Source organism: Thiorhodococcus minor, from assembly GCF_010820565.1.
Taxonomy (GTDB): Bacteria; Pseudomonadota; Gammaproteobacteria; order Chromatiales; family Chromatiaceae; genus Thiorhodococcus; species Thiorhodococcus minor.
The window spans coordinates 20,543-41,390 of record NZ_JAAIJQ010000051.1 but is presented as its reverse complement, the minus strand read 5'-3'; the positions used below and the strand labels follow the sequence as shown (position 1 = coordinate 41,390).

22 protein-coding genes are annotated in these 20,848 nt (G+C 63.8%); 13 read left to right on the top strand and 9 right to left on the bottom strand.

Annotated features, from left to right (window positions below):
* Positions 1–279: 279 nt before the first annotated feature.
* The 7 genes from G3446_RS16460 (at position 280) to G3446_RS16430 (ending at position 6,530) form a co-directional block, all read left to right on the top strand.
* Positions 280–657 (top strand): hypothetical protein, encoded by a 378-nt coding sequence (locus tag G3446_RS16460; RefSeq protein WP_164453885.1) that lies wholly within the window; start codon positions 280–282, stop codon positions 655–657.
* Positions 658–831: 174 nt separating this feature from the next.
* The gene (locus tag G3446_RS16455) at positions 832–1,731 is read left to right on the top strand and encodes an ABC transporter ATP-binding protein (RefSeq protein ID WP_342450141.1); all 900 of its coding nucleotides are present in this window, start codon (positions 832–834) and stop codon (positions 1,729–1,731) included.
* Entirely contained in the window at positions 1,728–2,468 is a 741-nt protein-coding gene (locus G3446_RS16450; RefSeq protein WP_164453919.1) for an ABC transporter permease, read from the top strand. The genes G3446_RS16455 and G3446_RS16450 overlap by 4 nt, the downstream gene beginning before the upstream one ends.
* Entirely contained in the window at positions 2,465–3,838 is a 1,374-nt protein-coding gene (locus G3446_RS16445; protein WP_164453918.1) for a GldG family protein, read from the top strand. The genes G3446_RS16450 and G3446_RS16445 overlap by 4 nt, the downstream gene beginning before the upstream one ends.
* On the top strand, positions 3,835–4,995 hold the full coding sequence (locus G3446_RS16440; protein ID WP_164453917.1) for a DUF4340 domain-containing protein: 1,161 nt from the start codon (positions 3,835–3,837) through the stop codon (positions 4,993–4,995). Before G3446_RS16445 ends, G3446_RS16440 begins: the two co-directional genes overlap by 4 nt.
* 8 nt (positions 4,996–5,003) lie before the next feature.
* Positions 5,004–5,831 carry a bifunctional DNA-formamidopyrimidine glycosylase/DNA-(apurinic or apyrimidinic site) lyase gene (gene mutM, locus G3446_RS16435; RefSeq protein ID WP_164453916.1) on the top strand — a complete coding sequence of 276 codons (828 nt, stop codon included), beginning with the start codon at positions 5,004–5,006 and terminating at the stop codon, positions 5,829–5,831.
* A gap of 21 nt (positions 5,832–5,852) precedes the next feature.
* Positions 5,853–6,530, top strand: a complete 678-nt coding sequence (locus tag G3446_RS16430; protein WP_164453915.1) for a DUF599 domain-containing protein — start codon at positions 5,853–5,855, stop codon at positions 6,528–6,530.
* Here the strand turns inward: G3446_RS16430 and G3446_RS16425 are convergent.
* From G3446_RS16425 to G3446_RS16415, 3 genes are all read right to left on the bottom strand, one after another.
* Entirely contained in the window at positions 6,488–7,663 is a 1,176-nt protein-coding gene (locus G3446_RS16425; protein ID WP_164453914.1) for a RuBisCO large subunit C-terminal-like domain-containing protein, read from the bottom strand. The genes G3446_RS16430 and G3446_RS16425 overlap by 43 nt on opposite strands.
* A gap of 84 nt (positions 7,664–7,747) precedes the next feature.
* The gene (locus G3446_RS16420; protein WP_209262471.1) at positions 7,748–8,755 is read right to left on the bottom strand and encodes a transketolase family protein; all 1,008 of its coding nucleotides are present in this window, start codon (positions 8,753–8,755) and stop codon (positions 7,748–7,750) included.
* The gene (locus G3446_RS16415; protein WP_164453913.1) at positions 8,755–9,699 is read right to left on the bottom strand and encodes a transketolase; all 945 of its coding nucleotides are present in this window, start codon (positions 9,697–9,699) and stop codon (positions 8,755–8,757) included. The genes G3446_RS16420 and G3446_RS16415 overlap by 1 nt, the downstream gene beginning before the upstream one ends.
* Positions 9,700–9,757: 58 nt before the next feature.
* Here G3446_RS16415 and G3446_RS16410 point away from each other — a divergent pair, with 58 nt between their 5' ends.
* From G3446_RS16410 to G3446_RS16400, 3 genes are all read left to right on the top strand, one after another.
* Positions 9,758–9,913: a hypothetical protein gene (locus G3446_RS16410; protein WP_164453912.1), complete on the top strand. Its 156-nt coding sequence runs from the start codon at positions 9,758–9,760 to the stop codon at positions 9,911–9,913.
* A gap of 80 nt (positions 9,914–9,993) precedes the next feature.
* Entirely contained in the window at positions 9,994–11,043 is a 1,050-nt protein-coding gene (locus G3446_RS16405; protein ID WP_164453911.1) for a bifunctional nicotinamide-nucleotide adenylyltransferase/Nudix hydroxylase, read from the top strand.
* 96 nt (positions 11,044–11,139) lie between these two features.
* Entirely contained in the window at positions 11,140–12,576 is a 1,437-nt protein-coding gene (locus G3446_RS16400) for a nicotinate phosphoribosyltransferase (protein WP_164453910.1), read from the top strand.
* A gap of 56 nt (positions 12,577–12,632) precedes the next feature.
* On the opposite strand, the gene mnmE is transcribed toward G3446_RS16400, so the two are convergent.
* The 6 genes from mnmE to G3446_RS16370 all read right to left on the bottom strand — a co-directional run bounded on the left by mnmE (position 12,633) and on the right by G3446_RS16370 (position 16,804).
* Positions 12,633–13,970, bottom strand: coding sequence for a tRNA uridine-5-carboxymethylaminomethyl(34) synthesis GTPase MnmE (gene mnmE / locus G3446_RS16395; RefSeq protein ID WP_164453909.1), 1,338 nt, complete (start codon positions 13,968–13,970; stop codon positions 12,633–12,635).
* Positions 13,971–13,981: 11 nt separating this feature from the next.
* The gene (yidC, locus tag G3446_RS16390; protein WP_164453908.1) at positions 13,982–15,658 is read right to left on the bottom strand and encodes a membrane protein insertase YidC; all 1,677 of its coding nucleotides are present in this window, start codon (positions 15,656–15,658) and stop codon (positions 13,982–13,984) included.
* Positions 15,651–15,887, bottom strand: coding sequence for a membrane protein insertion efficiency factor YidD (yidD, locus tag G3446_RS16385; protein ID WP_164453907.1), 237 nt, complete (start codon positions 15,885–15,887; stop codon positions 15,651–15,653). The genes yidC and yidD overlap by 8 nt, the downstream gene beginning before the upstream one ends.
* A complete protein-coding gene (gene rnpA, locus G3446_RS16380) occupies positions 15,872–16,258 on the bottom strand; it encodes a ribonuclease P protein component (protein ID WP_164453922.1) in 387 nt (128 codons plus the stop codon). Before rnpA ends, yidD begins: the two co-directional genes overlap by 16 nt.
* On the bottom strand, positions 16,255–16,389 hold the full coding sequence (gene rpmH, locus G3446_RS16375) for a 50S ribosomal protein L34 (RefSeq protein ID WP_164453906.1): 135 nt from the start codon (positions 16,387–16,389) through the stop codon (positions 16,255–16,257). The genes rnpA and rpmH overlap by 4 nt, the downstream gene beginning before the upstream one ends.
* Positions 16,390–16,561: 172 nt before the next feature.
* On the bottom strand, positions 16,562–16,804 hold the full coding sequence (locus G3446_RS16370; protein WP_164453905.1) for a hypothetical protein: 243 nt from the start codon (positions 16,802–16,804) through the stop codon (positions 16,562–16,564).
* A gap of 168 nt (positions 16,805–16,972) precedes the next feature.
* On the opposite strand from G3446_RS16370, the gene dnaA reads away from it, so the two are divergent.
* The 3 genes from dnaA (at position 16,973) to recF (ending at position 20,742) form a co-directional block, all read left to right on the top strand.
* Entirely contained in the window at positions 16,973–18,325 is a 1,353-nt protein-coding gene (gene dnaA / locus G3446_RS16365; protein ID WP_164453904.1) for a chromosomal replication initiator protein DnaA, read from the top strand.
* 193 nt (positions 18,326–18,518) lie between these two features.
* Entirely contained in the window at positions 18,519–19,619 is a 1,101-nt protein-coding gene (gene dnaN, locus G3446_RS16360; RefSeq protein ID WP_164453903.1) for a DNA polymerase III subunit beta, read from the top strand.
* A 40-nt stretch (positions 19,620–19,659) separates the two neighbouring features.
* On the top strand, positions 19,660–20,742 hold the full coding sequence (gene recF / locus G3446_RS16355; protein ID WP_164453902.1) for a DNA replication/repair protein RecF: 1,083 nt from the start codon (positions 19,660–19,662) through the stop codon (positions 20,740–20,742).
* The last annotated feature ends 106 nt before the right edge of the window (positions 20,743–20,848 follow it).

Below are 20,848 nucleotides of genomic sequence, written 5' to 3'. Positions count from 1 at the left end.
TGGGCCGCAACAAGGAGTTTCCGATTCGCTTATCCGTCCGCTATCTTCCTCTCCTTCCAGGCTTTGCCTGGCGCAACCAACTGATGATCAAGGCTCGAACCGCAAGTCGGATCGTTGGGCGACTTAGCGGGCTTCATGCCCTTCGCAGCTCATCGTTGCCGTCGGAAATTTCAATGTGACCAAGGCAAATCAGTCTTTGTTTATTTACTAAACTAAAAGCAAGGGACCCTGGTCCCATACTCCCGTGGGATTCAGTGTAGGTCCCGGAGGAGGTGTGCAATGAAACGGTCACATGTCTTCGCATCCGCGTTCCTCGCGACGCTGCTACTGGCCATCCCGATGCAGTCACAGGCCTTCTTCGGCTTCTTCGGCGGTGGGTTCAGCTTCGGCTTTGGTGGCGGCTGGGGTGGCTGGGGCGGTCCTGGCTGGTGGGGCCCCGGCTATTGGGGCGGCTATCCAGGCTACTGGGGCGGTCCTGGCTACTTGCACCACAGGCCCTGGCTGTGGCGGCGGCCCTATCTCTGGCACCGCTATCGCCATTGGGGCCACCCTCTCTACTGGGGCGGTTCGCATTACGGGCTTGGCTGGCCGAGCCTCTACATCCCACAGACCGCGGCACCCGCACCCAAGGCACCTGAAGCGGCCAAGGAGAAATAGACCGACACGCACCTGAGCGCGCGGCCGTGGCGTCATCGGAGCGACGCCCGGCCGGCAGCGCCCGAAGGTGCCCCCCGATCGGTGGACAGCACCCGCTAGAGCATTCCCGAGAAGGCGTTTGGCAAGAGGATCGAGAGGGGTTATCTTCCCGCCTCCATGGACACACTCGTTCGCGTGACAGATCTCAGCCGAAGGTTCGGACGCCAGCTGGTGCTGTCCGACGTGAATCTGTGCCTCCAAAAGGGAGAGGTCCTGGGTCTGCTCGGACCCAATGGCGCGGGCAAGACGACCTGTCTGCGACTCTTGAGTGGCCTTTTGGCGCCGACGACGGGCCGCATCGAGATCGAAGGCATGGATCTCGCGAGGGATCCGATTCGCGCCAAGGCCGCCCTCGGCTATCTGCCCGAGCGGCCACCGGTTCATCCGGAGCTGCGCGTCGACGAATATCTGACCTATTGCGCACGCTTGCGACGGACTCCCAAACGCGAGATCGACGAGGCCGTTTTCGCCGCGAAAGATCGCTGCGGATTGTCGAACAGTGGAGGGCGTCTGATCGCCAAGCTGTCGAAGGGATACCGGCAGCGTCTGGGCATCGCGCAAGCCATCCTACATAAGCCGCGCGTCCTCATCCTGGACGAGCCTACCGAGGGCCTCGACCCCTTCCAGATGCGCGAGCTGCGCGGACTCATCCGCGAGCTGGCGGAGAACTGCGGCATCATCCTTTCCAGCCACCTGCTGCCCGAGGTCCAGGCGGTCTGCGACCGCGTGGTGATCCTGCACGAGGGAAGGGTTCAGCTCGACGCCGACCTGGCCGACAACCAGCCGGGCAATGTCTGGCGGGTCAAGCTCGGCGGTCAGGCCAATGCCGAGCGGCTCGCAGATCTGCCACCCGTGGCCGGGGCCGTCGCGATCGGCGCCGAGGGCTTCCAGATCGATCTCTTCGAAGAGGCCGGCTCGGCGGATTTGGCCCGCGCCATTGTGGAAGACGGGCTCGACCTCTTGGAGCTGGTCCCCGAGCGCAGCGACCTCGAGCGGGTCTTCTTCGACCTCATCGGCGTGGAGGAGACGACATGATCGCGGCCATCGCCGGACGCGAGGTAAGGGCCGGGGTCGTCACGCCCCTGCTCTGGGTGCTCCTGGGCGTGGGGCAGATCGTGCTGGCCTGGATCTTTCTTCAGGTTATCGAAGACTTCACCGGGCTCGGCGCCGATGAGCGGATGGCCGCGCTGACGCAAGAGCTGACCATGAACCTCTTCGCCTTCGCCGCCATCGTCGCCATGCTGGCGGCGCCCCTGCTGGCGATGCGTATGCTGAGTGGCGAGCTGCGGGACGGCAGCTTCGATCTCATCGCCGCTGCGCCGGTCCGGCTCGGACAGGTGGTGATCGGCAAGATGCTCGGGCTTGCGGTGCTCATCACGCCACTCTGTCTGCTTCCCACCGCGAACGTGCTTATCCTCAGCGGTGTCACCCCTCTCGACTTCGGCCAGCTCGCCGCGGCGACGCTCGGGCTTTGGCTCGCGGCCATGATGTTCTGCGCCATCGGACTCTACGCATCCAGCCTGACGTCCCAGCCTGGCGCGGCGGTGCTGGCCGCCTTCGGACTCTTGCTGCTCTTCTCCATCATCGGGCGGGCGGACGCGACGCTTGCGACTCAAGACCTGTCGCTGTTCGGCTGGCTCTCCTGGAACGAGCACCTCTTCTGGCTGCTCATGGGCATGGTGCGTCTCAGCGATCTCAGCTACTTCTTAATCTTCACGCTCTTCTTCCTCGCCCTGACGCATCGACGCCTCAGCAACCGCCGCCTGCAATGAAGGAATTCTTGGATCAGCTTCGGGATCAGCTGCATCGGTTGGAGCGACCGCTGGTCGATGCGCTCTTCGCACTGCTGCTGCTGGCCGTGGTCGTCACATCCGGCTGGCTGACTGCACGCCACGACCGCTATTGGGACTGGACCCGAGCGGCCGCCAATACGCTCTCGCCGCAGAGCCTAGAGATCGTGGAGCGGCTGGAGGCACCCTTGCGGGTCACCGTCTTCGCCGATCCGCAGGCGCCCTTGGCCAAGGCGATCGGGCGACTCTTGGCGCGCTATACACAAGCACTTCCGGATCTGGAGATCCTCTATCGCGATCCGCAGCTCTTCCCAGAGCAGGCGCGCGACGCCGATGTCTCTCTATTGGGTCAGATCCTGCTCGAATATCGTGGCCGGCGCGAAACCTTGAAGGAGATCGGCGAGCGGTCCATCTCCGCCGCGATCCTGCGACTCACGGAGACCCGAAGCCCCTGGGTCGCCGTCATCGAGGGCCATGGGGAGCGCGCGATCGAGGGCCAGCAGGGAGCGGACCTGGGGCGACTTGGCAATGCGCTCAGGGACCAGGGCTTCCTGGCGCGTCCGCTCGACCTCGCGCGTATCCCGGACGTGCCGGACAACACTCGGCTGGTGATCCTGAGCAATCCCCAGCTCCCGCTCTTCGAGGGCGAGGTCGAGGCGCTGATGCGCTTTCTGGATCGCGGCGGAAATCTGCTTTGGCTCATGGATCCTGGTGAGCCGAATGGCTTGGAGCCGCTCGCCGAGCTGATGGGAATCCAGCCTCTGCCGGGCGTAGTCGTGGACGCCGCGGCGGCGCGTTTTGGCGCAGCCACACCGGCGATTGCCGTAATCTCGGACTACCCGAGCCATGCCCTGACGGAGGGGCTCTCGAAGCCGGCGCTCCTGCCTGGCGCATTGGCCTTCGATCCGACGATCGCGCCGAGCTGGAGCCTCGCCACCTTCTTGGCGACAGGCGATAAGAGCTGGAACGAGACAGGCACAGTTGTCGGCAAGATCGATCGGGACGAGATCGTCGGCGAGCTGGCGGGCCCCTTGCCCGTGGTCCTGGCGTTGACACGAGCCCTGCCGGAGACCGATCGGGTGCAGCGGGTGGTGGTGGCCGGCGACGGCGACTTCCTGAGCAATGCTCAGATCGGCAGCTATGGCAACACGGTGCTCGGGATCCAGCTCCTGCGCTGGCTGAGCTCGGACGAGGACCTGGTGGAGCTTCCGCCCGAGCCTGGCGCCGTGGAGGCACTGGAGATGACCAGGACCCGCCGGACCCTGGTCGGCGTCTGGAGCCTCATGATCCTCCCGGCCGTCTTCCTGGTCGGCGGGCTCCTGGTGCGCTGGTATCGTTGGAGGGAGCAGTGAAACAGCGTTGGCTGATCAACCTGGTCCTATTGGTCACCCTGGCCGTGCTCGCCATGCTGATGCGCAGCGAGATCAACGCCGGGCGATCCGTCTCCAAATTGACCGACCTCGCGGCCGAGGATCTGTATCAGGCGCGGATCGCGCGCGAAGGTGAGCCGACCATCGTCCTCACTCAGGACCTCCTGGGATGGAAGATGGAAGCGCCGATGCAGGTCGACGCCGAGGATGGGCAGGTCGCCAAGCTGCTCGAGATCCTCGACACACAGGTGATCCGCAGCTTTCCGGAAACGGCCGCAGCGCTCGATGAGCTCAAGCTCGCGCCGCCCAGGCTCGAGCTCAAGCTCGACTCCGTGGAAATCGCCATCGGCGGCATCGATCCGGTCGGTCAGTCGCGCTACGTCGCCTCGGACGGACTCGTCCATCTCATCACGGATCGGTTCTATCATCTTCTGATCGCACCGCCGATCGACTACGTCTCGACCAGGCTCCTACCCCGCGACTTCAACCCGGTCTTCGGTCGACTCGACGGGGTAGCATTGACGACAGACAGCGTCACGGCGCTCAACGCCCTAGTCGCGGAGCGCGTCGAGCCCTTGGCGGAAACACCGAGCGGCGTGCCGGTCGCGCTCAAGATGGGCGACGGCTCGACGCTGCGATTCGTCGTCTCAGGAGATCGGCGCCGTTGGGCGCGCAGGGACCAACGGCTGCTCTATGTACTGACGGACCCGCCGGAGCTCGATCTGGATCCGAGCGCGGTCGATCCGACGCCGCCCGAGCCTGCCGCGCCGCAGCCAATGCCGGCGGCCACGCCCGTCGCCACGCCGGCCGAGCAGACACCCATCGCCGAGCCCATGCCCCAGCCGTCAGCCGATGAGATCGTGGCCGACCCCTTCGGACCCGTGCCAACCGAGCGGGTGCCCTACCAGCCATTCGGGGACGATCCGGAGCGGATCCTTCCAGGGAATGCCCCACTGAGCGAGCCTCCAGTGTTCAAGCTCACGCCGGATGGCAGGGAGATCCCGGTCTCTCCCGAGGTGCCTCGCCAGCCACGCGGCTTGCCGCAGAGCGAGAGCGCGAATCCCTACGGATTCGGCGTCGATCCCTTCGCCCCGGATCCGTCGGCCGGAGAGACTCAAGCGCCCGCAGGCGCTTTCTAGTCCAGTCGATGCCGGAGCTGCCTGAGGTCGAGACCACCCTGCGAGGGATCCGGCCCCATCTCGAGGGCGAGCGTGTTCAGAGACTCCAGGTGCGCGAGCCCCGACTGCGCGTGCCGATCGCCCCGGAGACGGCGGATCTCGTCGAGGGTCAGCGGATCCGGGCGCTGTCGCGACGCAGCAAGTACATCCTGATCGGGCTGGAGCGAGGCACGCTGATCGTCCATCTCGGGATGTCGGGAAGCCTGCGCGTGGTGCCGACGTCCAGCCCGCCACGCCGTCACGATCATCTGGACCTGGTCTTGACCGACCAGCGCTGTCTGAGATTCCACGACCCACGCAGATTCGGGATCTTCCTGTGGACCCCGGAGCCGCCCGAGATCGCCGAGCGGCAACATCCCTTGCTGAGCCACCTCGGGCCCGAGCCGCTTGGCGAGCGATTCGATGGCGACTACCTCTACGGCGCGAGCCGGGGAAGGCGCGTCGCGATCAAGTCCTTCATCATGGACGCCTCTGTGGTGGTGGGAGTGGGGAACATCTATGCCAACGAATCGCTCTTCCTGGCCGGGATCCATCCGGCGCGACTCTGTGGCCGGGTCGGCCGCGAGCGCTACCGCCGGCTTGCCGGGACCATCCGGCGCGTGCTCGCCGACTCCATCACCCAGGGTGGCACGACGCTGCGGGACTTCGTCCAGGAGGACGGTCAGCCCGGCTATTTCGCCCAGTCGCTGCGGGTTTACGGACGGGAGGGAGAGGCCTGCAAGCAATGCGGCGAGCCGATCCGCCAGCGAAGGATCGGGCAGCGCTCGAGCTTCTATTGCCCGCGCTGCCAGCACTGAGAAGCTCGGAGAGGCGACCTGATGCGAGACTGGTGGCAAGAGTACGGCGGTGACCTCATCTGGCTCGGGATCGGCGTTTCCATCCTGGTCGCCTACCACCTCTTCCTGGCGATCCGCGTTCGCCAGAATCCCAACTTCACCGTGCAGAGCGTCAATCGCAAGGCCAGGCGGAGCTGGGTGCAGAACATCATGGCCGATCCCAGTCACGCGATCCTCGGCGTGCAGACGCTCCGCAACTCGACCATGGCCGCCACCTTCTTCGCCTCGACCTCCGTGATTCTCAGCATGGGCGTGCTCAGTCTGACCGGCCAGGCGGACGAGATCGCGCACAACTGGCATGCCCTGAATCTCTTCGGCTCGCGGCATCCGGGGCTCTGGGAGCTGAAGCTGATCGTCTTGCTCGCCGACCTGCTGATCGCCTTCTTCAGCTTCGCCATGTCCGTGAGGCTCTACAACCATGTCGGATTTCAGGTCAGCCTGCCGCCGAAGCTGCGCCCCTCCGCGGTCAGCCCAGAGAAGGTAGCCGCCCATCTGAACCGCGCCGGGTCCTTCTACAGCACGGGGATGCGTGCCTACTACCTGGCGGTTCCGCTCGTCTTCTGGCTGTTCGGGCCGCACCTCATGGCCGCATCCAGTGTCGTCTTGGTCGTCATGCTCTACTTCATGGACCGGATGCCGCCGATCGCCGAAGAGGACTGACGCGCGAGCGTCTCGAAGCGGCGGCAGCTCGCGACGAGATCACCTCCCTGAGCGTGAAGGTCTCCGCCGATCAGCAAGATCACCTCGGGCCCGTAGAAGTCGATCATCTCGGAGACACGCTCCAAGCGCATGCCACCAGCCGGCACGGGAAAGATGGGCGCGATACGCCCCATCTCTCGCGTCGCACCGTCAACGATGTCCAGGCACTCGTCCTCGGTGTAGGAGAAGCGCCCACCCCAGTTCGGAAAGATGGTCGCGTCCGCGCCGCCCAACCGATTGAGCTGCCCGTAGAGAACGCCGTGCGCGGCCCCTGAGTCCGCGCTGAGGCAATAGCTCCCTTGAAAGGCCGGGTGAGCGAGGATCGGTAGACCGAGGCCGTCGTCGTCGGCAAGGCGGCGCATGGCATCAAGGCCGCACAGCCCGGGACAGAAGAGATAGCCACCGGCGCCGGCGTCCTTGGCGAAGTGGGCACGGGAATCGATCTCGCCGGCTGGTGCGGAGACGTTCGGCAGATAGAGACAGTGCCGACCTGTCTGCGCATTGGCGCGGGCCACGGCATCGGCACAGCGCCGGACGCGCTCCTCGAAGGGACAGAAGCCTTGGTCGGTAAGACCGTGATCGTCCTTGATGAGATCGATGCCGCCGAGCGCAAGCCGGTAGGCCAGCTCGGCCAGCTCGGCCGGCGAGAGTCCCATGGGCTTGAGGGCGGTGCAGAGCAAGGGGCGATCCTGGACGCCGAGCAGGGTCCGAAGTCCTTGCTGGCCAAACCTTGGTCCGGGGTATTCCTGCCCCAGGGACTCGGGCAGATCGAGGCGCATCAGGCGAATGCCCGGCTTGATGCTGATGTTGCCGAAGAGGACGTTGATCAGCTGAGTGAGCTCACGACCGGCGGCCTCGATGGGATAGCTGATCCGAACGGCGAATCGCTCCGGGCCGATCTCCTCGACCGATTCGATCTGGCCGATGATCTGATCGCGAATCGCCGTGCTGGTGATCAGGGCTTCAGGGAACTCCACGGTCTGCTCGACACAGATATCGCGAGCGCGCGCCTCCAGCTCGGCCGCTGACGACCGGATGTGATAGAGCGCGCTGAAGCGCTCGCCGCCGAGGGATAAGGCCGATGGCTGGGTCATGCTCGAATTCCGGCAAGGGTGATGGGCAGCCGCGCATGCGGACCATGAGCCCGACTGGATGCGTCGGGCTCAGAGGGATCGGCGCTAGAGGTCTTCGGTCTTGTCCACCTGGCGCATGGTCTCGAGTCGGACAGCGGCGAGGTCGTCCTCGGTGAGCGCCAGGGGCTGACCGATCAAGGATGCGACGGCGCGGACGAGGGCCATGGCATCCAGGCCATATTCGCGCATCAGATACTGGCGGCTCGCGCCATGCGCGTAGGTATCCTGAAGGCCGATGCGCAGGAGGCGCACACCCAGTCCGCGCTCCGCCATCAGCTCCGCGACCGCCGAGCCGAGACCGCCAATGACGCTGTGGTTCTCCATGGTGATGACGCCGCGCTTGGCCTTGGCGATGGCTTCGAGGACGGTCGGATCGTCGAAGGGCTTGAGCGTGGAGACGTGCAAGTGGCCGACATCCAGCCCGCGCGTCCGCAGGGCCTGGGTCGCCCGCACGGCCTCCTCGGTGCAGATACCCGTGGAGAGCACCAGAACCTCCGCGCCTTGAGTCAGGACGCGGGCGCGATTGAAGCGCAGGGGCTCGCTCGGATCGAAGAGCCTGGGGACCTCTCCGCGCAGCATACGCACATAGACGGGTCCGTCGATGTCCTGGGCGACATCCAGGACAGACTCGACATCTGTGGCGTCGCCGCACTCCAGGATCCGCATGTTCGGCAGGATGCGCATCAGCGCGATGTCGTCGATGGCCTGGTGGGTCACACCGCCCGCTGTGGTGATCCCTGGCAGGAAGCCAATGAGCCGGACCGGGAGATTCGGATAGGCGATGGACATGGCGACCTGATCGAAAGGCCGACGGCAGATAAAGACCGCGAAGGTGTGGATGTAGGGAAAGAATCCCTCGCGGGCGAGACCAGCGGCGAAGCCCATCATGTTCTGCTCCGCCATCCCCATGGAGAAGAAGCGCTCCGGATAGGTATCGCGGAATCCGTCCGCCTCGCAAGACGAAGTCAGGTCGGCGGACAGCACCAGAACCTCCGGCCGGCTCGCGGCCCAGCGAATCAGGTTCTCGCGATGGGGACGTTGCACGCTTTCCATCAGCAGGCCTCCGCACGCAAGCTGTCGAGCAAGGAGCGATAGGTCGCAAATTCCGCGTCGCTCTTGAAACGGACATAGTGCAGCTTGGGCGCGCGCTCGCGCAGCTGCTCGAGACCACGGCAGGGGTCGGTTCGCGCGATCACCACCAAGGGTCGGTCCCGCTCGATGGCCGAGTCGGCCGGTGCGGCCAGGGCGACTGGATCGTGACCGTCGACCTCGTGGACCTCGGCACCGAAGGCACAAAGGCGCTCGGCCAGGGGCTCGATGCCCATCACGGCATCCATGGGGCCATCGCACTGCTGGGCATTGGCGTCGACATAGATGCCGATATTACCGAGACGATGGTAGGCGAGGGCGGCGAAGGCCTCCCAAGTCTGACCCTCTTGAAACTCGCCGTCCGACATGAACACCCAGACACGCCCAGTCTCGCCGCGCATGCGGCGGGCAAGGGCAATCCCGCCGGCCTGGCTGATAGCTTGGGCCAGCGACCCGGCCGTCACCTCATGGCCTGGCGAATGCTCGGCGCCGATCAGCTCGACGGTGCTGCCGTCTCGATTGAAGTCGTCCAAGGCATCCGGACCAAGCCGGTCGAGCTCGATCAGGAGCGAATAGAGCACCAATGCGTAGTGAACCGGCGAGAAAATGAAGCGATCCAGCTCGGGGGCCTTGGTGCCATTGTAGCCCGCACCTGTGAATGCGCCCGGATTGGCGCTGCTCGGAACGCCTGCAAAAGGGCGCGGGTCGAGTGGCTCCTGGCTCGGTCCGAGACGCATGACGCTCAGATAGAGGGTCGCCAGGATCTCGGCAGAAGAGCAGGCCTGGCTCAGATAGCCGCCGTTGTTGTTGAGGGTGTGCTCCAGGACGCGCCGCCGGACGGCATCAGCCACCCCGCGGATGTGCGCCGCCGGGGACTGCGCCCGCGGCTGAATACCGGCTTGTGCCATAAGCGTCGTCTCGGGTCGAAGAACTGATGGGATCCGCGGTAGCAGGAGGGTCGCGCCATTGGCCGCGAGGATCCGTCCGGAGCCCGCGAGGGTACTGCGCGGGAAGGCGGTCATCAAGGCGGTGCCTGGCGAGCGGCCGCATCATCCCGTGGCGAGCTCGGCGGTGCTGACTGCCGACAAACGGCAGTTGATTCAGAAGGTCGCTCATGACTAGGCTAAAGATAGGTGGCGTTTCTCGACCCACCTGCTCACCGATAGACGCTGAGCATCATCTGACGTTCTTGGGGGATTCCCATGAATCGCTACGATTTCGCGGTCTATATCGGCCGCTTCCAGCCGTTCCATGATGGCCATCTCGCCTGCGTCACCCAGGCGCTGAGCCTCGCCTCGCACCTCATCGTGCTCGTCGGATCCATCAACCGTCCGCGCAACATTCGCGATCCCTTCAGCTACGCGGAGCGACGAGAGATGATCGAGGGGGCGATCCCTCCGGAACTGCGCGATCGGGTGGTCGTGTCCGGCGTTTCGGACCGGCTGTACAACCTCCCACAGTGGGTAACCGCGATACAGGCGGCCGTCCGTGGCATCGTCGAATCCACTGCGGGGAAGGATGCAACCATCACCCTGGTGGGCCATCGCAAGGACCAGACGTCGGACTACCTCGACCTCTTCCCGCAGTGGGCATTCAGTGCGGTCGAGGAGGTCAGCATCCTCTCGGCGACGCAGATCCGCGATGCCCTGCTCGGAGCACCTGAGGCGCATCTCGAAAGGACGCTCGCTGAGCAACCGATCCCACCGGGCGTGAGAGAGGCACTCGGCGCCTGGATCGCCTCGCACGCGGATGCCTGGAAGGCCCTAGGCAGCGAGTGGGACTTCATCCAGCGCTACCAGTCCCAGTTCAAAGGCCTGCGCTATCCGCCGATCTTCCAGACGGTCGACGCAGTGGTGATCCAAGCGGGGCATATCCTGCTGGTCGAGCGCGGTGCGCACCCCGGCAAGGGCTTGCTCGCCCTCCCGGGAGGCTTCCTGGATGCCGAAGAGCGCATCGAGGACGCGGTCGTCCGAGAGCTGCGTGAAGAGACGGGTATCAAGGTGCCGGAGCCGGTGCTGCGTGGAAGCATCCGCGCCCGCGCCCGCTACGACGACCCCATGCGCTCGCTACGCGGGCGGACCATCACGGATGCCTTCCTCATCGAGCTGAGACCTGGCCCACTGCCCAAGATCAAGGGCGGCAGCGACGCCCGCAAGGCGCATTGGACCTCGCTCGCCGAGTTTCAGTCGCTCGAGGCGCAGGTGTTCGAGGACCATTTTCATATCGTGCAGGACTTGCTCGGACGCATCTGACAGACGAGAGGCCGAGCGAGCCCGAGGGCCGCACGAAAGCCGCCATCGCACCGATGGCCCAGCCCCGGGGATTCCGGGATCGAACGGGAGAGACCCATGACCATCCACACCCTGTCCAGATTGCAGTCGAATTTCATCCTCAATACGGATTCCTACAAGGAATCGCACTATGCGCAGTTCCCGCCAGGCACGGAATCCGTCTTCAGCTATGTCGAGTCCAGGGGCGGGCGCTTCGAGCGAACCCTCTTCTTCGGGCTGCAAATGTTCATCCAGGAGTACCTGAGCCGACCGATCACCCGGGACATGATCGAGGAGGCCGCGGACTTCTATGCCCGGCACATGCCTGGCTCGCCGTTTCATCGCGAGGGCTGGGAGTACATCCTGGAGCGGCACCAAGGCCTGTTGCCGATCCGCATTCGCGCGGTGCCGGAGGGCTCCCTGGTCCCCGTGAGGCAGGTCCTAGCGACGATCGAATCCACGGATCCACGGATCCCCTGGATCGGGCAGTTCGCCGAGACGGCGATCCTCCGGGCGATCTGGTATCCGACGACCGTGGCGACCATCAGCTGGCATGTGAAGGAACTGATCCGAGGCTACTTGGAGCGCACCTCGGAGTCGCTGGACGGCTTGCCCTTCATGCTGCACGACTTCGGCGCACGCGGCGTCAGCTCCTTCGAATCCGCAGCCCTTGGCGGGGCGGCGCACTTGGTGAGCTTCCAGGGCTCAGACACGGTCGCGGGCGTGGTAGCGGCCAATGACTACTATGACGCCGAGATGGCGGCCTTTTCCATTCCCGCCACCGAGCACTCGACCATCACGGCCTGGGGTGAGCCAAGGGAGGTCGATGCCTATCGCAACATGCTGGATCGCTTCGCACGCCCCAGGAGTCTGCTCGCCGTCGTGTCGGACTCCTATGATCTGGAGCGCGCCGTGGGCTTCTGGAATCGGGAGCTTCGTCAGCAAGTGATCGCGTCCGGCGCTACGGTGGTCATTCGCCCGGATTCGGGACATCCGCCGACCGTGGTACGGCGTACCCTGCAGCAGCTCGCACAGGGCTATGGCACCACCACCAATGCCAAAGGCTACCTGGTGCTCGAGCATGTGCGGGTGATCCAGGGCGATGGGATCGAGTACGACTCCATCGGTGAGATCCTGGCGGAGGTCGAGCGGGCGGGATTCTCCGCGGAAAACCTTGCCTTCGGAATGGGCGGTGCCTTGCTGCAGCGTCTCGACCGCGACACCCAGAAGTTCGCCCTCAAGGCCTGCGCGATTCGCATCGACGGGCAGTGGCAGGATGTCTTCAAGCGCCCGAGAGAGGATCCGCAGAAGGCCTCGAAGGCCGGGCGGCTGACACTGCTGCACAACCCGGAATTCGGGACCTGGCGAACGCAGCGCGTCGAGGAGCCGATCGAGCCCGGTTGGCGAGAGGCGCTGCAGACCGTCTATGAGAACGGCGTCGCGATGAATCGCCAAAGGCTCGCCGAGATCCGGACGCGCGCGGATGCGGCTCTGGGAGCCAAGACGAGGCATTGAGGCGGCATCGCCTTCCGGCACGGGAGCGCGCTCTTGCGTGCCTCCCGCGCCGGCCATCACTTGCCGATACAGAAGCTCGAAAAGATCCTGCCCAGGAGATCGTCCGAGGAGAATTGACCGGTGATCTCTCCAAAGGCCTGCTGGGCGAGCTGAAGCTCCTCGGCAACCAGTTCCGGTCCGAGCGTCCCCACCAGATTGGCACGGGCGGTCTCCAGATGCGTCTGGCCACGCGTCAAGGCATCGACGTGGCGACGGCGTGCAAGGAAGGCACCTTCGGTGCTTGCGGTGAGGCCAGCGCGCTCCCGGAGGTGGGCCCGCAGGAGATCGACGCCTTGGTCGTCCCGCACGGAGAGGGCGATCTCCGGGCCGCCGGGAAGGTCGGTCATGCGGGGCTCCTCGCCGAGCAAGTCGATCTTGTTGCGGATGCGCGTGACGGGCACGTCCGGCGGGAAGGAGGCTGGAGTCGCCTCGTCAGGACCCTGGTTGGCGTCATAGACCCAGAGCACCAGGTCCGCGCGATGCACGGCGTCGCGCGCCCGTCTGACCCCCTCTTGCTCGACGGGATCATGGCTGTCGCGCATCCCGGCGGTATCGACGATCCGAATGGGCAGGCCGTCGACCTGGACGTCGATCTTCAGCAGATCACGGGTGGTTCCTGGGATGTCCGTGACGATGGCCGTTTCGTCTCCACTGAGCCGATTCAGCAGGCTCGATTTCCCGACATTGGGCGAGCCTGCGATTACAACGGCCAAGCCCTCGCGAATCACCTGGCCATGGTGCGCCTCGACGAGGATCTCGCGTGTTGAATCGATCAGCGCTTTGAGGTCGTCGAGGACGGTCGAGTCTGCGAGAAAGTCGATCTCCTCTTCTGGGAAGTCCAGGGTCGCCTCGACATAGACTCGGAACTCGATGAGACGCGCGATCAAGGCATTGATGCGCAGGGAAAAGACGCCCTGAAGGCTGCGGCCGGCCAGACGGACGGCGAGTGCCGTCGAGCCCTCGATGAGGTCGGCGATCGCCTCGGCTTGCGCGAGATCGAGCTTGCCATTGAGGAAGGCACGCTCGCTGAACTCGCCCGGCCTTGCGAGGCGCGCACCCAGCTCGAGACAACGGCGCAGCAGCAGGTCCATGACAACGGGTCCGCCATGGCCCTGAAGCTCCAGGACATGCTCGCCGGTGAAAGAGGCTGGGGCGGGGAAGAAGAGGGCGATGCCTTCGTCGATGAAGTCGCCGTCGGCCGCGCGAAAGCGGACAAAGGTGGCGTGGCGGGGCTCTGGTAGCCTGCCGATGATCTCGGCAGCCATCTCAGGGATGCCCGGGCCACTGAGCCTCAGGATGCCGACGCCACCGACTCCCGGCGGCGTGGCAACTGCGGCAATGGTATCCGCCCCCATGGTGCTGCGGGCTATCGCCGGCGCTTAGCGGTTTCCTTCTCGAGGTTGCGGGTGATATGCCACTGCTGCGCAATCGAGAGGACGTTGTTCACCGTCCAGTAGAGCACCAGGCCCGACGGGAAGAAGGCGAAGAAGACCGTGAAGACGAATGGCAGGGCCATGAAGATCTTCGCCTGCATCGGATCCGGTGGCGGCGGATTGAGCTTCTGCTGGATGAACATGGAGACACCCATGATCAAGGGCAGCACATAGTAGGGGTCGGGCGCGGAGAGGTTGTCCAGCCAGAGCATGAAGGGCGCCTGCCGCATCTCGACGCTCTCGAGCAGCACCCAGTACAGGGCGATGAAGACGGGGATCTGGATCAGGATCGGCAGACAGCCGCCGAGCGGATTGATCTTCTCCGTCTTGTAGAGCTCCATCATGGCCTGATTCAGGCGCTGCTTGTCATCTCCGTAGCGATCCTTCAGCGCCTGAAGCCGAGGCGTGAGCTGACGCATGTGCGCCATGGATCGATAGCTGGTCTCCGAGAGCTTGTAGAAGGCCAGCTTGATCAGAATGGTCAGGACGATGATGGCCCAGCCCCAGTTCCCGATCAGAGAGTGGAGGAAGCTCAGGAGCCAGAAGATGGGCTTGGCGATGACGGTCAGCCAGCCGTAGTCGACAGCAAGCTCCAGGCCAGGCGCGATCTCTTCCAGTCGTTTCTGCAGCTTCGGACCGATGAAGAGCTGATTGGAAAAGGTGTGGGCGGCGCCCGGGGCGATGCTGACCGCAGGCGTGTATTTGCCGATGATGTAGCGGGAGCCGCCGAGGACGTTGGTGTAGAAGGTCTCGGCAACGCCACGCGGCGGGATCCAAGCCGCCAGGAAGTAGTGCTGCATCATGGAGATCCAGCCGTCGACGACCGTCTTGTCCAGCTTGCCGTCGGTCATGTCGTCGAAAGAGACCTTCTTGTACTTGTCTTCCGGGCTGTAGTAGACGCCGCCCGTGAAGGTGTGGATGAACTTGGTCTCGTTGGGGTCGTAAAGCTCGGTGCGTTGAAACTGGCTGTACTCGCGGGCCACCAGTGGGACATCCGTCCCGTTCGTAACGGTCTGCTTTGCCTCGATGAGGTAGCTGCCCCGGGTGAAACGATAGGTCTTGGTAACCTCGACACCTGCGTCGCTCTTCCAGACGAGCATTACCGTCATGGAATCGTCGTCGCCAAGGCTGTAGCTGGCCTGCGGGCTGGAGAAGATCCCCTCATGCGTCGGCAGCAAGGAGGCATCCTCGCCCAAGAGACCGGACTGGGTGATGAACATGTTCGGCGGAGCCGGCTTCATCAGCCGATACTTTTGCTCCGGCTGCTCGGGCGTGACCGCGTAGTCGCGTAGCCAAACGCTGGCGATCGTCCCGCCGCGCGGAGAGATCTCGACCTTGAGGACGTCGGTCTCGACCTGGATCGGAGCAAGCGTCGATGACGCGGTCGACTCGGCCGACAGCGCACTGGATGCGACCGTATCCGGCGTCGTGGCGACCGTGGGAACGCCCGCTGTTTCGGGTGTTGCCGACGGAGCGCTCGGCATGCCCTGTGTCTGCTCGATGCTCGACGCCGGGGTCATTGGCTGCCCGTAGTCTTGCATCCAAGCCTCGTAGATCAGGAACAGCACCGCGGCAAGCGCGAGAAACAGAAACAAGCGCTGGTTATCCATGAATCGTTCTCTGCCTTTCGTGTGGAACCGGGTCGACGCCACCCGGATGCCAGGGATGGCACCGCAGGACGCGGCGCGCGGCTAGGTAGCTCCCGTAGGCGATGCCGTGGCGCTCAATGGCCTCGACGGCATAGTGGGAGCAAGAAGGATAGAAGCGGCAATGGGGACCGAGCAGCGGACTGATCAGATACTGGTAAGTCTTGATCAGCCCGATCAAGAGTCGGCGCATGCTGATTTCCTGATTGTGGCCCAGGCTTGCTCGAGCGTATCGAAGAGCCGGCGACTCGGCATTGTCGTTGCGCCACGGGCGCACAGCACGACGATGTCGACGCAAGGCAAGCGCTCGCGATTCCGCCGAAAGCTCTCGCGGGCGATCCGCTTCAGCCGATTGCGGTCGACGGCGCGCCGCGCGCACTTTTTCGAGATCGCCAGGCCGAGTCTTGCCGTCTCGAGCCCGTTTGGCCGGTATAGCAAGACATATCCGGGCTTCGCCGCACGACTTGGCTCGGCGAAAACCCGCCGAAACTCCCGCGGTTGAGTCAGCTTGAGGGCGCGGTCGAGCCCCTGGTTGGGACGGCCGGTTGTCTCTGCGGGGCTCAGGGTGCGAGGCGTGCGCGACCTTTGGAACGACGCGCGGCAATGACCTTACGGCCGTTGCGCGTTGCACAACGAGCACGGAAGCCGTGCGTACGAGCCCGCTTCAGGCGGCTAGGTTGGAAAGTGCGCTTCATGAACGGGTACTCCAGAGTGAATCGATGGGAGATGCGAAGGGCTCGACAAAGCCTTGCCAGAAAAGGGCCGGAAATTTACGCAATCTAGCTAGATAAGTCAATCGTTAGCCTGCGCGCTCGGCGGGGCTCGGTTGTGGATAAGTCGACCTCAGAGCTGTAGACTTGATGGCTTCTACGGACCGCGCGGAGAGGCTCGGGCTTGGACATCAGGCTCCTTTGTGGTCGAGCCCGGATCTTCGGTCGAGCTGAGCAGAGTGGCGGCAACCTCCAATCGCAAGGTCAGCGCGATGTCGAGCTGCTCCCTTGGATCCGGCTGCTGTGTCGGATCCGCCAGATCCATCAGATCCGGCGAGCAATGACGCCGGACCAAGAGGCGCAGCCCCGCGCCTCGGCCACCTCCTTTGGCGGCGATCATTCGGGTCTCAGCTCGAGGCTCGGAGAGGAACCGCGGTACGCCGTCGCACACTAGCGGCGCCCTTGGGTCGTGAAGGAAGACCCGAGGCGAGCAGCTCTGTCCATCCGAATCCAATCAACCCACGAGGACACAGACAGCGGTCCTCGCTCCACTCAGACGGGACGACGAATGTCGGGAATATCTTTTGGCTTGTGGGATCAATGCGTCAGACAGCTCAAGGGAGAGCTTACGTCCGCGGAATTCAACACTTGGATTCTGCCACTGCAAGCACGGGTCGATGGCAGAGAGCTAAGACTGCTGGCACCGAATCGGTTCGTCCTGGAGTGGGCGCAGAAACACTACGCGAAACGGCTTCTCGACCTCTGCGCCCAGTACAGCGACGGCACCGTCGGGCAGGTTCGGTTCGACGTTGGCGGATTCGATCGAGAGGATGGCGAGGAAGCACAGATGGGGGGCTTCGATGAGGGCATCTCCATAGCGGACCTGCAAGAGCGCCGCGCGGCCGCCAATCTGAACGTCGACTTCACCTTCGACACCTTTGTCGAAGGCAAGTCCAATCAGCTCGCCCGAGCGGCGTCCATGCAGATTGCTCAGAATCCAGGCACGGCCTACAACCCCCTCTTCATCTATGGGGGAGTGGGTCTGGGCAAGACACATCTCATGCACGCGGTGGGGAACATCATTCTGGCCTCGAATCCATCGGCCCGTGTCATCTATCTGCACTCGGAGCGGTTCGTCGCCGAGATGATCAAGGCGCTGCAGCACAACAGGATCGAGGAGTTCAAGAAGCGCTATCGCTCGGTCAACGCCCTCCTGATCGACGACGTTCAGTTCTTCGCTGGAAAGGAGCGCTCGCAGGAAGAGTTCTTCCACACCTTTAACGCGCTCTTCGAGTCGCGTCAGCAGATCGTCCTCTCGAGCGACCGCTTCCCGAAGGAGGTGGTCGGACTCGAGGAGCGACTCAGATCGAGGTTCGGGTGGGGCCTGACGGTCTCCATCGACCCTCCGGATCTGGAGACCAGCGTGGCGATCCTGCACTGCAAGGCGAGCCAGCTTGGCATCGAGCTGCCAGAGGATGTCGCCTTTTTCGTTGGCCGGCGGATCCGCTCGAATATCCGCGAGCTCGAGGGAGCGCTTCGCCGACTGGTCGCAAACGCGCAATTCACAGGGAAGCCCATCACGCTTGATTTCGCCAAGCACGCACTGCGCGACGTGCTGGCGGCGCAGGACAAGCAAGTCACCATCGAGAACATCCAGAAGACGGTCGCGGAGTATTTCAAGCTCCGGACATCCGACCTTCTCTCCGCAAAACGCAGCCGCTCGCTCGCGCGGCCACGCCAGATCGCGATGGCGCTGGCTAAGGAGCTCACCAAGCACAGTCTCCCGGAGATCGGGAATGCATTCGGGGGCCGGGACCACACGACGGTCTTACACGCGACGCGCAAGGTCAAGAGTCTCCGCGAGAGCGATGCCGGGGTCGAAGAAGACTACAAGAACCTGTTGAGAATACTGACCTCTTAGCTGTGGAAAAGGTGTGCGCGGATTTGGGCGGTTCGAGGAGCCGAGAGTTATCCACAGCTTTGGCAGCGGATAGCCAGACCCTCAGGTTCGGTTAGCGTGCTGTTTTGACTGCGATTTACCGAGTTTTCGGGGTTTTCCACAGCCCTTATCATTACAATCTTTATATTTATCTTCTTTGTTATTGGAGATGCCCATGGATTTCGTCGCGAACCGCGAAGTCTTTCTGCCAGCCATCAGCAAAGTCATTGGGGTCGTCGAGCGACGTCAAACCCTTCCGATCCTTGGGAACTTGCTGATCGTCGCGCATGGTGAAACCGTGACGCTCGCCGGGAGCGACCTAGAAGTGGAGGTGAAGACGGAGCTACGTGCAAAGGTCACGGAAGAAGGTGAGACCACGGTGCCAGCCCGAAAGCTGGCGGACATTTGTCGGAATCTCGCGGAAGGTGCGGATATCCGGCTGCGCGTCAAGGACGAGCGATGCGTGGTGACGGCGGGGCGAGGACGGTTTTCGCTCGGTTATCTCGCTGCGTCTGGATTTCCCGCGATGGAGATCGAGGAAGACGGCTTCGATTTCGAGATCGAAGAGGGACAGTTCAAGCGGATGCTGGAAAAGACGGCCTTCGCGATGGCTCAGCAAGACGTTCGCTATTATCTCAATGGTCTGCTGGTCGAGCTGAGCAGCTCGATGGTCAAGACGGTGGCAACGGACGGGCATCGCCTGGCGAAGTTCGTCGCGGCAATGGATTTGGCGATGCATGAGGGGAGGCAAGTCATTATTCCGAACAAGACCGTGATGGAGCTAAGACGGCAGCTGGGCGGGTCCGAGGACAGCGTCCGGCTGAGCCTCGGCGAGAAGAGCATTCGGATTCTGATGGGCCAGACGACCATGACCTCGAAGTTGGTCGATGGCAGGTATCCGGAGTTCGAGCGCGTTATCCCCAGGGATCTTGGAGAAGCCGCGATCCTCGATAAGGACGCACTGCGTCGGAGCCTGTCCCGGGCGGCGATCCTGTCGAACGAGAAGTACCGGGGCGTGCGACTGAGCTTTGCGAAAGGGATGCTAAAGCTGCTGGCGCATAATCCGGAGCAGGAGGAAGCGGAAGAGGAGATCGAGATCGACTACGAGGGAGAGCCGGTTTCTGTGGCGTTCAACGTCGCCTACATGATGGATGTCCTGGGGGCGATCGACGCAGCAGCGGTCGAGATTCGATTCCAAGTGGACAACAAGAGCTCGATTTGGCGGGGGCAGGGTGCGGAGGACGAGACCTTTGTCGTCATGCCCATGAGGATCTAGGTAGGGGTGGCTGATCGGATTCGAGGTGGATCGGGGAGAGGTGCATATTGGCGGTCTGCGAGCCCTGGAGATCCATTCGCTAAGAAACCTGGGGCGAGTGATGGTGGAGACGGATGCGTCCGCATGGCTGGTGACCGGGGCGAACGGAGCGGGCAAGACGACCTTCTTGGAGGCAGCCTATCTGTTGGCGCGGGGCAAGACCTTCCGGGGGCTGAAAGCAGGGCCGGTTTGCGCGAGGGGGGCGGAACGGATGCTGATCCGCGGGGATGTGGAAACGCGGGAGGGTGAGCTTGGAAGGATTCGGGTGGAGCGTGACCGAGAGGGGATGCGCCGGGAGACGGACCCAATCAGCTGGCTGGACGGTGGCTCGGCGGGGTTTCCGTTTCGGGTCAAGCTCGTGAGCGAGAATCCACAAATGCTTCTGGAAGGGTCGCCGGAGCTGAGGAGGCGCTTTCTGGATCTTGGCGTGTTCCACGTGGAACCTCGATTCGGGGCGAGCCATCGGCGCTATCGCCGCATCCTAGCTCAGCGCAACGCGGAGCTCAGGACACCAACCGGGCAGGTCGAGGCTTGGGATAGCCCCTTCGTTGAGGCGTCGCATGAGCTGCATGCCTTTCGAGAGGCCTTCGTGCGCGCTTGGAAGGCTGCCTTCCGAGAGCTCGCTCGCCACTTTGAATTTCTCGATGGCTGCGATCTTCGGTACGCCCCCGGATGGTCGGGGGAGGATCTCGGGGCCTTGCTCGTGCGACATCGCGCGCAAGAGATCCGCCGAGGATTTTCTGTGGTCGGTCCGTCGCGGGCGGACGTCTATCTGGCCCGCGGCTCGGAGAGGGCCGTTTTCTCGCGCGGCCAAGCGAAGGTCGTGGTGACGCTCCTGCAATTGGCGGCCGAGCGCGTCCACATCGATGCTGGGTGCGAAGCTGCGGTGCTGTTGCTCGACGACTTGGCAAGCGAGCTCGATGAAGAAACGGCAAGCCTGCTATGGGCACTCGTGAGCAGCACCAGAAGCCAGATTCTGGCGACAGGTGTTGCCGTGCGTCCCAGGGCCTACACTCCGCTCTTGGGCCGTGAGACTGCCATGTTTCACGTGGAACATGGCGATATCCGGTCAGTCCTCACCTAGCTCCTCTCCTTACTCCGCCCTTCCTCTCCTGCCGCCTGAATCTCCGGCGTATCAATCATTTAGGCGTAAATTCACGCCTTCCCGTATAATGGGGCGTCCTGAGAGC

Coding starts and splice junctions, on each gene's coding strand:
- G3446_RS16460 (WP_164453885.1), top strand. CDS start 280: ATGAAACGGTCACATGTCTTCGCATCCGCGTTCCTCGCGACGCTGCTA.
- G3446_RS16450 (WP_164453919.1), top strand. CDS start 1,728: ATGATCGCGGCCATCGCCGGACGCGAGGTAAGGGCCGGGGTCGTCACG.
- G3446_RS16445 (WP_164453918.1), top strand. CDS start 2,465: ATGAAGGAATTCTTGGATCAGCTTCGGGATCAGCTGCATCGGTTGGAG.
- mutM (WP_164453916.1), top strand. CDS start 5,004: ATGCCGGAGCTGCCTGAGGTCGAGACCACCCTGCGAGGGATCCGGCCC.
- G3446_RS16430 (WP_164453915.1), top strand. CDS start 5,853: ATGCGAGACTGGTGGCAAGAGTACGGCGGTGACCTCATCTGGCTCGGG.
- G3446_RS16425 (WP_164453914.1), bottom strand. CDS start 7,663: ATGACCCAGCCATCGGCCTTATCCCTCGGCGGCGAGCGCTTCAGCGCG.
- G3446_RS16420 (WP_209262471.1), bottom strand. CDS start 8,755: ATGGAAAGCGTGCAACGTCCCCATCGCGAGAACCTGATTCGCTGGGCC.
- G3446_RS16415 (WP_164453913.1), bottom strand. CDS start 9,699: ATGGCACAAGCCGGTATTCAGCCGCGGGCGCAGTCCCCGGCGGCGCAC.
- G3446_RS16405 (WP_164453911.1), top strand. CDS start 9,994: ATGAATCGCTACGATTTCGCGGTCTATATCGGCCGCTTCCAGCCGTTC.
- G3446_RS16400 (WP_164453910.1), top strand. CDS start 11,140: ATGACCATCCACACCCTGTCCAGATTGCAGTCGAATTTCATCCTCAAT.
- mnmE (WP_164453909.1), bottom strand. CDS start 13,970: ATGGGGGCGGATACCATTGCCGCAGTTGCCACGCCGCCGGGAGTCGGT.
- yidC (WP_164453908.1), bottom strand. CDS start 15,658: ATGGATAACCAGCGCTTGTTTCTGTTTCTCGCGCTTGCCGCGGTGCTG.
- yidD (WP_164453907.1), bottom strand. CDS start 15,887: ATGCGCCGACTCTTGATCGGGCTGATCAAGACTTACCAGTATCTGATC.
- rpmH (WP_164453906.1), bottom strand. CDS start 16,389: ATGAAGCGCACTTTCCAACCTAGCCGCCTGAAGCGGGCTCGTACGCAC.
- G3446_RS16370 (WP_164453905.1), bottom strand. CDS start 16,804: ATGATCGCCGCCAAAGGAGGTGGCCGAGGCGCGGGGCTGCGCCTCTTG.
- dnaA (WP_164453904.1), top strand. CDS start 16,973: ATGTCGGGAATATCTTTTGGCTTGTGGGATCAATGCGTCAGACAGCTC.
- dnaN (WP_164453903.1), top strand. CDS start 18,519: ATGGATTTCGTCGCGAACCGCGAAGTCTTTCTGCCAGCCATCAGCAAA.